Annotated in this window: 12 protein-coding genes, 1 tRNA gene and 2 pseudogenes; 10 read left to right on the top strand and 5 right to left on the bottom strand. The window is 71.4% G+C overall.

The features are described 5' to 3' along the window. The first annotated feature begins 245 nt into the window (after positions 1-245). Together ABT297_RS31190 and ABT297_RS31185 are read left to right on the top strand one after the other, a co-directional pair. The gene (locus ABT297_RS31190; RefSeq protein ID WP_350555978.1) at positions 246-1541 is read left to right on the top strand and encodes a hypothetical protein; all 1296 of its coding nucleotides are present in this window, start codon (positions 246-248) and stop codon (positions 1539-1541) included. Then, complete coding sequence (locus ABT297_RS31185; RefSeq protein WP_350555977.1) at positions 1477-1917, top strand: hypothetical protein; 441 nt, start codon at positions 1477-1479, stop codon at positions 1915-1917. Before ABT297_RS31190 ends, ABT297_RS31185 begins: the two co-directional genes overlap by 65 nt. Before the next feature lie 96 nt (positions 1918-2013). On the opposite strand, the gene ABT297_RS31180 is transcribed toward ABT297_RS31185, so the two are convergent. Further along, a complete protein-coding gene (locus tag ABT297_RS31180) occupies positions 2014-2721 on the bottom strand; it encodes an SDR family NAD(P)-dependent oxidoreductase (RefSeq protein WP_350555975.1) in 708 nt (235 codons plus the stop codon). Between the two features lie 474 nt (positions 2722-3195). Continuing rightward, a tRNA-Pro gene (locus ABT297_RS31175) sits at positions 3196-3269 on the bottom strand. A gap of 105 nt (positions 3270-3374) precedes the next feature. Here ABT297_RS31175 and ABT297_RS31170 point away from each other — a divergent pair. From ABT297_RS31170 to ABT297_RS31140, 7 genes and pseudogenes are all read left to right on the top strand, one after another. Beyond that, positions 3375-3773: pseudogene (locus ABT297_RS31170) on the top strand (VOC family protein). A gap of 71 nt (positions 3774-3844) precedes the next feature. Continuing rightward, complete coding sequence (locus ABT297_RS31165; protein ID WP_350555974.1) at positions 3845-4147, top strand: hypothetical protein; 303 nt, start codon at positions 3845-3847, stop codon at positions 4145-4147. After that, positions 4144-4959, top strand: a complete 816-nt coding sequence (locus ABT297_RS31160) for a hypothetical protein (protein ID WP_350555973.1) — start codon at positions 4144-4146, stop codon at positions 4957-4959. Before ABT297_RS31165 ends, ABT297_RS31160 begins: the two co-directional genes overlap by 4 nt. Then, positions 4950-5504, top strand: a complete 555-nt coding sequence (locus ABT297_RS31155; RefSeq protein ID WP_350555972.1) for a hypothetical protein — start codon at positions 4950-4952, stop codon at positions 5502-5504. The genes ABT297_RS31160 and ABT297_RS31155 overlap by 10 nt, the downstream gene beginning before the upstream one ends. Continuing rightward, the gene (locus ABT297_RS31150; RefSeq protein ID WP_350555971.1) at positions 5501-5953 is read left to right on the top strand and encodes a response regulator transcription factor; all 453 of its coding nucleotides are present in this window, start codon (positions 5501-5503) and stop codon (positions 5951-5953) included. The genes ABT297_RS31155 and ABT297_RS31150 overlap by 4 nt, the downstream gene beginning before the upstream one ends. A gap of 212 nt (positions 5954-6165) precedes the next feature. Then, complete coding sequence (locus tag ABT297_RS31145) at positions 6166-8403, top strand: diguanylate cyclase domain-containing protein (RefSeq protein ID WP_350555970.1); 2238 nt, start codon at positions 6166-6168, stop codon at positions 8401-8403. Positions 8404-8613: 210 nt separating this feature from the next. Next, complete coding sequence (locus ABT297_RS31140) at positions 8614-11262, top strand: pectate lyase-like domain-containing protein (RefSeq protein WP_350555969.1); 2649 nt, start codon at positions 8614-8616, stop codon at positions 11260-11262. 66 nt (positions 11263-11328) lie between these two features. Here ABT297_RS31140 and ABT297_RS31135 read toward each other — a convergent pair whose 3' ends face one another. The 3 genes from ABT297_RS31135 to ABT297_RS31125 all read right to left on the bottom strand — a co-directional run bounded on the left by ABT297_RS31135 (position 11329) and on the right by ABT297_RS31125 (position 12866). Further along, a complete protein-coding gene (locus tag ABT297_RS31135) occupies positions 11329-11964 on the bottom strand; it encodes an acVLRF1 family peptidyl-tRNA hydrolase (RefSeq protein ID WP_350555968.1) in 636 nt (211 codons plus the stop codon). Beyond that, on the bottom strand, positions 11958-12500 hold the full coding sequence (locus ABT297_RS31130; protein WP_350555967.1) for a DinB family protein: 543 nt from the start codon (positions 12498-12500) through the stop codon (positions 11958-11960). Before ABT297_RS31130 ends, ABT297_RS31135 begins: the two co-directional genes overlap by 7 nt. 84 nt (positions 12501-12584) lie before the next feature. Then, positions 12585-12866: a hypothetical protein gene (locus tag ABT297_RS31125; RefSeq protein WP_350555966.1), complete on the bottom strand. Its 282-nt coding sequence runs from the start codon at positions 12864-12866 to the stop codon at positions 12585-12587. 299 nt (positions 12867-13165) lie between these two features. On the opposite strand from ABT297_RS31125, the pseudogene ABT297_RS31120 reads away from it, so the two are divergent. Further along, positions 13166-13775 (top strand): annotated as a pseudogene (locus ABT297_RS31120) (hypothetical protein); the annotation flags it as partial.

Raw genomic sequence — 13775 nt, 5'->3', positions numbered from 1 at the left:
CGGGTGCGCTGGCCAGCGCCAGCGTGTGTGAGCTCCCTGCGGACAATCGCCCGCACGTCGGTGAGGTCAGCTGGCACGGTGCTCTCGATTGCACTGCTGGGCGACTGATGCCATAGCGTCCCGCGGACGGCCGTGCCGTCCACCGGGTCGTCGCCAGGTGATGGACGCCGACGGGGTCGGGCCGCGGGACGGCCTTAGGGTAGGACGCGTTAAGTGCCGACGGATCGATGAGCAGGGAGCAGGACGTGCGCGGGGTTGACGTGTTGCGGGCTCGGGTCGTTTCGAGCCGGTCACAGCGATATGTGGACGAAGCGATCGCCGCGTACGGCGCAGCCGCCTACCGATCGGCGATCCTCTCCTTGTGGATTGCGGTGACCTCCGACCTGATCGATAAGATCCGGCTACTGGCGGAGCAGGGTGAGCCGGCCGCGGTAGCCGGCGCAAGAGACCTCGACACCGCAATCGCCAGCGCCGACAAGGTCGCCTTGCAACGGTTCGAGAACGGGCTGCTCGACCTCGCCCGCGACCGGTTGCATTTCATCGGTGCACGCGAGTACGACGAGCTGTCCCGGCTCAAAGCGGATCGGAACCTATGCGCTCATCCGGCTTACGTGGGCGGCGACGACGAGTTGTTCAGCCCCGGCCCTGAACTGGTCCGGGCCCACCTGGCCGCCGCGGTCGACGGCCTGCTGGCCCACGGGCCCGTCACGGGGCGCAAGGCCATCGACAGGTTTGTTCGCGAGATCGCGGAGCCATCGTTTCCGCGCGCGGAGGACAAGCTCAGGGAGTACCTGAAGGACAGCTACCTGGATCGCGGTTCCGCGACCCTGCGCACCAATCTCATGAAGGTGGTCTGCAAGACGACGCTGTCCGCAGACTACGAGGCGGCCATCCGGTGGCGCGCCACTCGTACCGCGATGGCCATGTTCGACCTGGCGCCGACGGAGCTCGAGAACGCCGCCCGGCAGATCCTGAACGACCGGCAGGATCACCTCGATGACCAGGGGCTGATGCGACTGGTCTCTGGCTTGTGCTACCTGCCGTTCACCTGGGATGCGCTGCGAGCAGGTGCTCGGAATCGCATTGAGCAGTTGCTCCGCGAGACCAGCATCGTCGGCATGCTCGACACGTATGAGCTGTTCGGTCCCCTGCCCGCCGCACCGGTCGACGGCCTGGTGATCGACCGGCTCGCGGACGCAGCCACGGAGGTTGGAAACAGGCGGCGCGCTGTTGACCTTCATCGGCCTGAGCCTCGCCTGCTCCCCAAACTGGAGAAGCTGCTCGCGGAGCAACGGACCTACATGTTTGCCGCAGGTGTCCTGACCTTGATCAACGCGATATCGGAGCTGTTGACCGCCGATGACCTTAGCCGCATCCTTGAGATTGCGGCCGGCAACACGCAGGTGTACACCTCGGTCCTCGCCAACCAGCAACTGACGGTCCTGCGTGAGGTCACCGCCGGCCTCCCCGGCGCCGATGTGCACTGGCGGACCTACGACGCCCGGATCGAGGCCCTGTTCCAAAGCCAGCCGGCGACGTAGCCGTACCCCCTTAGTCGTCCAGCATCGACACCGGGATCAGCATGCCGCGGCCATCGACGGAACTGAGCTCCGCGCCGTCCTCGTCGCGGCCCGGGAGGATCCATGGGCCGGCTGGGCCTGCGACGGCGACGCGTACTGGACGCCGGCTCTTGTCCGCCAGTGGTGGCGCGACCGGGGACGCCTCCAGGAGTGGATCACGACCAAGCATCGGCGCTGGAGCGACTCGGACCGCGCCGACGAACGAGAAGCGGCCGGCGGCCTGGTCGACTACCTGGCCTACCTCGACGGCGCCCTACAAGGCCACCTGCAGATCTACAGCTACTTTCTGGACAACTACATCAGCCCAGCCAGCGGCGACCGGCTGCCCTCGCTGTAAGTGCCGACCGGCACTCGACACCGATCCGCATCGCGGCAAATCAGCGCAGATGGTTCCGTGCTAGCCGGCGCGACCGCGATGGCCTCGACGTCCTGATCAATGCCGGACCTGCTCGAAGTGGAACTCGCGGATGAAGCAGTCCCGTGGCTGCCCGACCGCGAACAGTACGCACTCGACGACCGACCGGGCGGTGAGGTCGCTGTTCGCCTGCCGCGGTCCATCTTGAACGAAGTCCGGCGGGAAGAGGGAAATCACCCGGACGCCTTCCGGCCTGAGCCGATGCGAGAGGATCTCGGCGAGCCCGGCGTGGGCATGCTTGGCAGCGTAGAACGCGGGATGCGCGCCAGAACGGCGGTGCCCGACCTCGCCGCAGGCGGAGATGATGTTGACGATGTCGGCCCGCGGCGAGGTTCGCAGCAGCGGCAGCAGATGTTTGGTCAACAGTATGGTGCCGGTCCCGCCCGCAGCCATCACGCTCTCGATCTGCACGTCCGAGACGTCCCCCAGGTCGTCACCTTCGATGTAGCTGGCACCGTTATTGATCAGCACATCGAGGTGTTCTGTTCGATCGGCCAACGCCGAACCGAACGCGCGTACCGAGTCGGCCTCGCCCAGATCGCAGCGAAATGCCTCCGCATGACCACGCCCGCGCCGACGGATCAGATCGGCAACATGCTCGGCCGCCGCCAGACTCCGGGCTGAGAGGAACACCTGTGCGCCGCGCTCGGCAAACGATTCTGCCAGCGACCGTCCCGTGTCGCGTCCAGCGCCGGTGATAGCGACGCGTAGCCCGTCAAGATTCATAGCCCGCAGCGAAGCACTTGAACTTGGGGTGAGGTCAACAGCACCGCACCACGATCGGACATCCGCTTTCGGCATGAGCGAGCGCCGGCGGTCGTCGAAGACGACGTGGATGGTGTGCTGAGGCGGTCTGCCAGTTTCTGATGATTACAGTACGGGTGTACGTGTCGGCGGTGTGTCGTGATCGTCCACAGTGGCCGTCGCTGGCGGCGGCGGTGGTGCAGGGTGAGTTTTGGGGTCGTTGAGCGGCGTGCCGGTCGTCTTGACCGTGAAACTGCAGCTCAGCGTCGTTCCGGGTTCGGTCGAGCGCTACGAATTCGGGGTGCCGTCGTGCCGGGCGTGGTGGTAACGCCGCAGCTCGGGGCGTTTCGCAGCGAATAACAGTACGCCCGTACGGGCCAAAACTCGTGTCATGCGACGATCGCTGTATCGAGGCATGCCAATAAAAAAGGCCAGCTGGGCTGGCCTTTTTCAACGTCGGGACAGCGGGATTTGAACCCACGACCCCTTGACCCCCAGTCAAGTGCGCTACCAAGCTGCGCTATGTCCCGGCGCCGCCCGCCTTCGCGTGCAGCCGGTACAGCGTAGCGCATCCCCTCCCGGCCCGCCCACGCAGTATCCCCCATGCCCGGGGTGAAGGTGGTTACGCTCGGGCGATGCGACTTGACCTGGTCACGATCGTGGTTGCGGCGTACGACCCGGCGATCGAGTTCTTCGTCTCCGTGCTCGGGTTCGAGCTCGTCGAGGATTCCCCCTCGGTGACCTCCGTCGGCGGGCGGGCCAAGCGGTGGGTCATGGTGCGGCCGTCCGGGGGTGGTACGGGGCTGTTGCTCGCCCAGGCCGACCGGGAGCGTCGGCTCGCCGGGGTGGGAGAGTAGGCGGCCGGGCGGGTCGACGACTTCGAGGCGGCCTACGCGCGGATGCTCGAACACGGGGTGGCGTTCGAAGGGTTACCGCGCGTGGAGGAGTACGGCAAGATCGTCGTCTTCCGGGATATCGCGGGGAACCGGTGGGACCTGCTGGGACCGTCTTTGGAACAGGCTAAAACGCCATAAATCGGACTGGCGTTCAGCGCGCCCGGGAACCTACGGTGCCCCAGCGAAAAAGACCGAGGGGGCGGGAAACGGTGCTGGGTGTCGATCTCTATCTGTTGTGGCGGGCCGGGCGGCGGGAGCTGCCGGCGCTCGCGGGTGTGTACGAGCGGGCGGCGGCGGATCTCGAGGGCGTGCGGCACGACGACGCCGAGTGGTGTGCGCTGCGGCGCAGCCTCGTGAGCGTGCTCGCGGGGGCGGCCCGGCAGGCTACGGAGGCGGCCGAGGCCGTGTGCGCGGCGGCCGGGGAGTACGCGCGCGCCGACGCGGCGGCCCGTGCGGAGTTCGAGCGGCTGCGGGGTGCGGACGGGCGGCTGCCGCAGGCGGGTGCCCGATGACGTACGAGCTGCTCATGGCGCATGCCGCGGAGATTCAGCGGCTCGCGAGCGAGGTCGCCATGGTGGGGCTGCGCGGGGATGCCGGGCGGCAGGCCGCGGTGGAGCGGGAGTTCGCCGACGTGCCGGACGCGTTCCGGGCGCTGACCGGGTTTCCCGATCCGGGGCGGTTCGACGCGATGGCCGACGGGGTCACGAGCGTCCTTCGTGGACTGTCCACGGGGGACGGCGGCGATCCGGCCGTGCCGGCCGACCCTGAGCTGGCGCGGTTTCTCGGTACCGCCGGTGCGTTGCGGGTGTGGACCGGGCCGGCCGCGGACCGGTTCCGGACCGGCTTTCTGGAGCCCTGGCCGGCGCTGGTGCGCAACCAGTATGCGATCGCGGCGGTGCTGCGCTCGGCGCTGCGGGCGCAGCAGGAGATCTGGGCGCGGGCACGCCAGGACGCCGACCGGATCGCCGAGCAGGCGATCGGGGCGCTGGGCGCGTGCGGCGACTGTACGCGTACGGAATGGTCGGTCACCTTCACCGTGGTGGCCTCGGTCGCGGCGGTGGCGGCGGTCCCGCTCGGCGGGGCGGCGGCGCTCGCGGTCGGCGGGGTCGCGGCGGTGGCGCAGGTGGTGGCGGCGACCGGGCCGGCCGAGCCGCCGCAGACCGCGTTCAGCGCGGACGATCCGGTCGAGGTGGTCGAGCGGGTGCGGGAGGCGATCGGGCTGCTGCGCGGGCACATCCGCGAGCGGCGCGACGCGGTGGCGGCCGCGCTCGCGACTACGGGCCGGCTGATGGACGACCGGCCGGAGTGGTTCGGATGGCGGTGACGGGGGAGGGGTCGCGGGTGCGGGCGAGCGTCGCCGGGGGCGCGGTGGCCGGGGAGCTGACCGGGTCCGCGAGCCTGCGCGTCGCGCTCCAAGCGTCGGTACTGCGGGACACAACCGCGCTGGCGCGGCACCTCGAGGCGCTGGCGCGGGCGCTGTGGGCGGCCCGGACGCGGGCGTTCCTGGCGGCCGTGAGCGCGGCGGCCGGGGAGCCGGTCGCGCGGGAGCCGCCGGCGCTGGGACGCCGGGCGCAGGAGTACGTGGCGCGCCGGGCCGCGATCGTCGCGCGTGGACGCTCACGGGACGGGCTCGTCGCGGTGCGGGTGGAGGGGATGCGGCGCTGGCGGGTCGAGATCGCGCCGGGGGCGGGTGTCTCGGCCGCCGTGGCGGAGGCGGCGGTGCGGGAGGCGGGCGAGGCGCTGCTGCGCGACCAGGCCGCGCGGATCCGGGCGCTGAAACGAACCATCTGGCAACCGGACGGCACTGCGGATGTACGCGCGCCGGTCGAACCTGAGGTGGACATCCCCCCGCAGGAGGCGCCCTCATGAGCACGGCCGTGGCATCCGAGAAGCAGACCGCCCGCATCCTGGTCGTGGATAACGACCAGGATCTGCGCGGCCTGGTGGCCCGCAAGCTGGTCGGGGCCGGCTTCGAGGTCATCGAGACGGACAACGGGGTGGCCGCCGTGGACGCGGCCGTGGCCTGCCTGCCCAACCTCGTCATCCTGGACATCATGCTGCCGGGGCAGGACGGCCTGACCGCGTGCGAGCGGCTGCGGGCCGACCCGCAGACCGCCCGGATCCCGGTCATGCTGCTGTCGGCGCTGTCGCAGCCGGACGTCGTAAGTAGCGGCGTGCTGGCCGGCGCGGTGCACCAGATGGTGAAGCCGTTCAGCCTCGACGCGCTCCTGGGCAGCGTCCGGTCGCTGCTGCGGGTGCACCCCACCCCGATCGATCCGAACACAGGATCGGACCTGGGCCGCAGCTTCCGATGGTGACCCGGCGCCGGGCCGTGCGGGTATCGGCCGACAATCCACCGAGCTGAATGATGATCCATTTTTCCGGCGTACTGGATCGTGCCGTGCACGGGGCGCTACCCTGTCCGCACCCCCCGCGAGACCCCGGGCGAGACCACTCATCTCTGCACTGGTTCAGCCGAAGATATGACGGCCGGTACTGCCGGCCGGGGCGAAGGCGGTGATGACTGGCGGTGAGATCGAGCCGACTGCTCGCCGTGTACGCACCGCTGTTCGCCCTTGCCGTCGGCTGGGGGCTGGCACGCCTCGCCGGGTTCGAGGGGCTCACCGTGCTCGGCTGGCTGCCGGGCGCGGTCGGCATCGCCATCGGCGGCGGCTACCTGCTGCGGGCCTCCCGCACGCCCGGCCTGGACCCCGCCGGGCGCCGGTTCTGGCGGCACCTCGCGATCGCCGCGCTGCTCATCGCGCCCGCGACCCAGCCGCTGACCGAGGCGAGCCTGGGCGGGCGCAACACCGGCCCGGTGCTCACCGGCGCGGTCGCCCTGCTGAGCATCGGGCTGCTGCTCGTGCTTTGGGCCTTGCTGCGGCTGCCCGCCCGCAGTCGCAGCCGCGGCGACTGGCTGCGGCTGGGGCTGGACGCCGCCACCGTCCTGGTGTGCTCGGCGACCTTCCTGTGGCATTTCGTGCTGCACCCGCGCCTCGCGGCGCACGTCGAGCTGCCCAAGGTGCTCGGCATGCTGGTGCTCAGCGTGCTCTGCCTGCTCGCGGTCCTCGCCGTCGTCAAGCTGATCCTGGTCGGTACCGAGGCGGTCGACGTGCGGGCCCTGCAGGCGCTCGCCGGCGTCGTGTTGATCGGCGCGCTGGGCTCGGCGCTCGTGCCCGTCCTGCCTAGCCCCCGCCTGGCCGGCGTCTCCAACATCATCACCACGGCCGTGGCGGTGATGGTCGCCCTTGCCGGGTTCCTGCAGCGCGCCCGGGTCGCGCCGGTCGGGGTCGTGCCGGCGCCGCGGCGGTCGTACTCGGTGTTGCCGTACTTCGCGGTCGCCGCCGTCAACCTGCTGCTCGTCGCGGTGACGGTTAGCGGGTTCGGTACCCTCCCGGTGCTGTTCGGCGCGGTCGGGGCCACCGGGGCGGTCGTGGCCCGGCAGCTGCTGGCGTTCCGGGACAACGACGGGCTGCTGAAGTCGCTGCGGGAGCATCAGCGGCTGCTGCACGAGCAGGCCACGCACGACGCGCTGACCGGGCTGCCCAACCGGGCGCTGTTCAACGAGCGGCTGGAGACCGCCGCGGCGGCGATCCTGATCGACCTGGACGACTTCAAGGCGGTCAACGACGCGCTCGGCCATCCGGTCGGCGACGGCCTGCTGGTCGAGGTCGGCCGCCGGCTGCGCGCCGCAGTCCGCCCGGCCGACCTGGTGGCCCGCCTCGGCGGCGACGAGTTCGCCGTGCTCATTCCGGATATTTCGGAAATGTCCGGGAAAGCCGGAGCGGGACACGGGGACGCCGCGGACGGCGGGCGCCTGGAGGCCCTGGCAATGTCCGCAAAAGCCGAGGCTGGGCACGGCGGCGCCATGGACGGCGGGCGCCTGGAGGCCCTGGCAATGTCCGGGAAAGTCGAGGCGGGGCACGGGGACGCCGCGGACAGGGGGCGCCTGGAGGCACTGGCGATGTCCGGGAAAGTCGAGGCGGGGCACGGCGATGCCACGGACGGGGGGCGCCTGGAGGCCCTGGCACGGCGCATCCTCGCGCAGCTCGCCGCGCCGGTGCGCAGCCACGGGCACATCCTCGTCGTCACCGCCAGCGTCGGGGTCGCCGAGCGCCAGCCCGGCGACGGCGCGCCGGACCTGCTGCGGCACGCCGACATCGCCATGTACGCGGCGAAGAAGCGCGGCAAGGGCACGTACGCGCGGTACACGCCGAACCTGACCGGGCTGCTGATGACTCCGGAGTCGCGGCCGGCGGACCTGCGCCGGGCGATCGCGGCGGCGCGGCCGCCGTTCACGATCGAGGTCGGGCGGGCCGCGCTGGTCTCGCCCGGGTTCGCCGCGGAGCTGGCCGGGCTGCTCGCGGAGGCGGGCCTCGCGCCGGAGTGCCTCACACTCGCCCTGCCGGCGACGCAGCTGGCCGACGACGACGCGGTCGGCCGGGTGATGCGGGAACTGCGGGCGACCGGGGTGCGGCTCGCGCTCGACCACGTTGGCACCGGGACCGTCCGGCTCGACCTGCTCGCCGCGCTGCCGTTCACCGCGCTCATCGTCGATCCGGAGTTCCACGCGGCGGCCCGGCTCGAACGGGAGGAGCTCCCGCTGGACCGCGAGCCGCGGCTGGCGGGCCTGGAGGATCTCGTCGTGGCGGGCGAGGAGGCGGCTCGGCGCCGGGTGCTCGCGGCGGCGGTCATCCAGTACGCGAGGGACGCCGGGATCGACTACAGGGTTCGATGCGAGAGCGCTCTTCAGGAGAGCGCTCTCTAATTTCAGTTCCGGAACCGCAGACCTCTTGACAGCGGCGGCTTGGCGGATAACCCTCGTCCTTGGAGAGCGCTCTCCGAACCCCACCCCGGTTCCCGGGCCGCCCGTTCCCGGTCCGGTGAGCCTGACACCCCGTCGGCCGGAGCACAAGTCCACCACCGCACCCGCGGTGGCACTTCCGGCTGCCGACAATGCCCTGAATCAGGAGCAACGATGCACACCGCCGCACCGCCAACGGCGAGCCGACGCCGCCGAAATCTCGTCTTCGCCGCCATCGCCACGGTCGTGGTGCTGGCGACGTACGCCGTCACCACGACCCTGACCGCCTCGGCCGCCGACACCCTGATCTCGCAGGGCAAGCCGGCGACGGCCTCGTCCACGGAGAACGCCGGCACCCCCGCGTCCGCCGCCTTCGACGGCAACACCACCGGCACCCGCTGGGCCAGCGCGTTCAGCGACCCGCAGTGGATCCAGGTCGACCTGGGCCAGACGGCCACGATCTCGCAGGTCAAGCTGTTCTGGGAGGCCGCATACGCGAAGTCCTACCAGATCCAGACCTCGCCCGACGGCAACACCTGGACCAACGTCTACTCCACCACCACCGGCGCGGGCGGCACCGAGACGCTGAACGTCACCGGCAGCGGCCGCTACGTGCGCATGTACGGCACGGCGCGCGCCACCGCCTACGGCTACTCGCTGTGGGAGTTCCAGGTCTACGGCTCGTTCGGGGCCCCGGGTGGGCAGTGCAACACCGCCTCCAACGCCGCCCAGGGCAAGACGGCCGACGCCTCCAGCACCGAGAACGCCGCCAGCCCGGCCTCCGCCGCGGTCGACGGCAACACCGGCACCCGGTGGTCGAGCGCGTTCAGCGACCCGCAGTGGCTGCGCGTCGACCTCGGCTCGGTCCAGTCGATCTGCCAGGTCACGATCAACTGGGAGGCGGCCTACGGCAAGGACTTCCAGATCCAGACGTCGACCGACAACGTCAACTGGACGACCATCAAGACGGTCACCGGCGGCACCGGCGGCATCCAGGTCCTCAGTGGACTGAGCGGCTCCGGCCGCTGGATCCGGCTGTACGGCACCGCGCGCGCCACCGCCTACGGGTACTCGATCTGGGAGTTCATCGTCAACACCGGCGGTAGCGGCACGACCTCCTCCCCGTCGGCGAGCGCCAGCCCGTCGGCGAGCCCGTCGACGAGTGGCAACCCCCTGCCCGGCGGCGGTGACCTCGGCCCGAACGTGATCGTGTTCGACCCGAGCCAGTCCTCGGCCACCATCCAGGCGAAGCTGGACCAGGTCTTCACCCAGCAGGAGAAGAACCAGTTCGGCAACGAGCGCTACCAGTTCCTGTTCAAGCCGGGCTCGTACAGCGGCCTGAACGCGCAGATCGGCTTCTACACCTCGATCAACGGCCTCGGCCAGAACCCGCAGGACGTCAAGATCAACGGCGACATCACCGTCGACGCGGGCTGGTTCGCCGGTAACGCCACCCAGAACTTCTGGCGCTCGGCGGAGAACCTGTCGATCTACCCGGTCTCCGGGGTCGACCGCTGGGCCGTCGCGCAGGCCGCGCCGTTCCGCCGGATCGACGTCCACGGCGGCATGACCCTCGCCTCGCCCGACTGCGGCTGGGCCTCCGGCGGCTACATCGCCGACTCGCGGGTCAGCGGCAACATCAACCCCTGCTCGCAGCAGCAGTGGTTCACCCGGGACAGCACCATCGGCAGCTGGAACGGCTCCGTGTGGAACATGGTGTTCTCCGGTGTGCAGGGCGCCCCGGCGCAGAGCTTCCCCACGCCGCCGTACACCACCCTCCCGACCAGCCCGGTCACCCAGGAGAAGCCGTACCTCTACGCCGACGCCGGCGGCTACCGGGTGTTCGTCCCGTCGCTGCGCACCAACAGCAGCGGCGCGACCTGGATCAACGGCAACACCCCGGGCACCTCGCTGTCGATCAACAACTTCTACGTCGCCAAGCCGGGCGTGACGGCCGCGACGCTCAACCAGGCCGTGGCGCAGGGCCTCAACCTGCTGTTCACGCCGGGCGTGTACCACCTCAACTCGACCGTCAACATCAACCGTGCCAACACCGTCGTGCTGGGCCTGGGCTACGCGACGATCGTCGCGGACAACGGCGCCCTGCCGATGGCCGTCGGTGACGTCGACGGCGTGAAGATCGCTGGCCTGCTGTTCGACGCCGGCACGACCAACTCGCCGGTGCTGCTGCAGGTCGGCCCGAACGGCGCCACCGGCAACCACGCGGGTGCCCCGAACCTCATCTCCGACGTCTTCCTGCGGGTCGGCGGCGCGGGTGCGGCCAAGGTGACCACCGCCCTTGTGGTGAACAACAACAACACGATCATCGACCACATCTGGGCGTGGCGGGCGGACCATGGCGCCGGCGCGGGCTGGACCTCCAACCCGTCCGACACCGGCCTCATCGTCAACGGCCAGAACGTGACCGCCTACGGCCTGTTCGTCGAGCACTTCCAGAAGTACAACGTGATCTGGAACGGCAACGGCGGCAAGACGATCTTCTTCCAGAACGAGCTGCCCTACGACCCGCCGAGCGCGGCCGCCTGGTCGCACGACGGCATCACCGGTTACGCCGCGTACAAGGTGGCCAACAACGTCACCTCGCACGAGGCCTGGGGCATGGGCAGCTACTGCGTGTTCAACGACGACCCGTCGATCGCCGCGTACCACGCGTACGAGGTGCCCAACAACCCGAACGTCAAGTTCCACAACATCCTGACGGTGTCGCTGGGCAAGGGCTCGATCACGCACGTCATCAACGACACCGGGGCGGCGGCGCAGGCCTCCAACGTCTCCCCGTCCAACGTGGTCAACTACCCCTGACCCAGGGTTCCATCCGGTACCTGTAGCAAGCGGGCCGATCGGCGAGAGCCGGTCGGCCCGCTCCCGTTACGGCACCAGGTGGACGCGGACCTTCCGCGCGGCGACGACGGCCTCCTCCAGGACGGCCAGCCGCGGCTCGGCGACCTCCAGCAGCCGGGGATGGCGCAGCCCCTCGAGGGCCGCCAGGCGCCGGTCGGCGAGGATCGCGTCGATCATGCCCCGGTCGCCGCCGCACACGAGCGCGGCGAGCGAGCCGGCCTCGGGCAGCAGGACCCGCGCCGCGATGTCGGCGGACTTGCCGGCCACCGCGTCGGCCTGGTTGTCGCGGCGGCGGGCGTACCGCTGCTGGGACCACCCGCCGGCCGCGGTGCGCCCGTGGACGTGGAAGCGCTCCACCTTGGACGCCGTGATCGTCGTGCCGTCGGCGATGCCGGCCGCGACCGCGCCCTTGCGGGCCAGCAGCAGCCCGATCCGCGGCGGCACGGCGAGCCCGGCGAGCAGGGCGTCGGCGTCCGCGACCCCGTCGAGGCCCGGCGGCGGGTGCAGCGTCGCCTTGTCACCGTTGTTCGCCCCGGTGAGCACGAGGCCGTCCTCGTCGGCGCCCTGATGGCGCCCGTAGAAGCCGTCGAGCCACCCCCGCAGCCGCTCCGGCGAGATTTCCACCCAACGCCCGCCCCCGGCGGCCGGCCTGGCCGTCACCATGGCTCAACACTGCCACAGCCGAGGCACGGGCCGTCCGGGGGTCCGGGGCGCCATGCGCGCGGCGCCGCCGTCCACGCCCCGGACATCGCCCGTGCGTAGTAGGTGACCCCGGCGACGTGGTGCACGACCTCCCGGAGGGTCCAGGTGTCCGGCGCCGGCCGGCCGTCGAGCGCCTCCGGGCCGAGCCCGCGCAGCCGGGCCCGGTAGCAGGCCGCGAGCCGGGTCAGCCGGCTGGTCGCCTCGTCGAGGTCGCTCTCGGTGAACCGGGCGAAGTCGGCGTGGGTGGTGACGGTGCGCCCGTGCCAGGCGTCGGGCAGCGGCGAGAGCCCGGCGAGCCGGCACTCGATCTCCGCCAGATGGTCGATCAGGTGGTCGGTGACGCGGCGCAGCGCCTTGTGCGGGGTCCACGCGTTGCCGTCGAACGCGACCGGGCGCCCGTCCCAGCCCAGCCAGCCGCCGGCGACCGCGAGGACCTCGGCCACGGCTGTGTCGATGAGGGTGGTGACATCGGCGCCGGTGACGATCGGAAACTCCATGCCGGGGACCGTAGCGACGGGACCGTTCGGCCGGGACCGAACGACCGCCCGCGCCGGGCCTCGCGTCCGGGTGTCCGTCGCGGATCAGGTCGCGGACGGAGCCGGCGCGACCTTGCCCGGCGGCGGCTTCGTCGGCGTGGGGTCGTCGGGCCGTGTCCCAGGCTTCTCAGGCTTCTCGAGGCGCGGCCCGGGCCCCGGGTAGGGGCCGTCGTAGGGGGCGTGCCGGCGCTCGTCCCAGTGATGGTGGCCGGTCGAGACGGAGCCGACCGTGAGGCCGGCGAGGAACGCGCCGACCGAGCAGGGGACGACGGCGAGGAGGAGGGTCGCGAGCACCGCGACGAGGGCGGCCCGGCCGGGCGTGCTCACCCAGCCGCGGGCGTCGCCCCACCCCGAGCCGGGCGGCGGTGGGACCGCGCCAGGCGGGGGAGGCGGGGGAGGAGCCGCGTGCGGCGGGGGCGCCGGTGCCCTCGGCGGCTCGGCGGCCGCGGAGGGCTCAGGACCTTCGGGCCTCCGCCGATCTCGATCTTCGGGAGGTTCGGTCATACCATCGACGCTACGCGCGGCCACCGGCCCCGGCGAGCGGGCGCGAGGGGTGATGAGGGGGGTTGTGAGGAGGTTTGATTCATGAATGGCGGCCGCGTGCCGATCTCGTCGGCGTGGAGAGGGTGGCGACCTGGCGTCCGACCCGGCTGCTCGTCGCGGCCTCGCTCCTGGCGGCCCTGGCGGAGGTGTGGTTCGCCGTCGGGCTGATGCGGCCGATACCGGCGATGGTCGGCTGGGTCGCGGTGCCCTTCGCCTGCGGCTTCGGCGTGGCCGCGTGCCTGTCGACGGCCGCCGCGCCCGGGATCGCACCGGGCGCGGCCCGCTTCTGGCGTCACATCGGGCTCGGCATGGTGTTCATCGGCCTCGGCGGGCTCAGCAACGCCGCCGACATGTACCACGGCATCGCCCTGCCCCAGCACGTCGGCCCGCTGACCGCGGCCATCTACCTGACCGGCCTGTTCATCATGCTGTGGGGCCTGCTGCGCATCCCGGCCGCGCGGCGCACCCGCGGCCAGTGGCTGCGCTTCGGCCTGGACTCCGCGACGGTGATCGTCACGGTGCTCACGTTCGCCTGGCACTTCCTGTTCCGGCGCTGGGACGAGTGGTCCGGCGGCAACGCGGCCGGCACCCGCGCGGTGATCGCGCTGGTGGCCTGCGGCGCGGTGTGCGTGTTCGGCTTTGTGAAGGTCGCGTTCACCGGCACCGGGCCGCTGGACCGGCGGGCGCTGCACC

The sequence above is a fragment of the Dactylosporangium sp. NPDC000555 genome (assembly GCF_040300025.1).
In the GTDB taxonomy this organism is placed as follows: domain Bacteria; phylum Actinomycetota; class Actinomycetes; order Mycobacteriales; family Micromonosporaceae; genus Dactylosporangium.
Note: the sequence above shows the minus strand (reverse complement) of the source record. Positions and strands in the feature narration are given on the sequence as shown.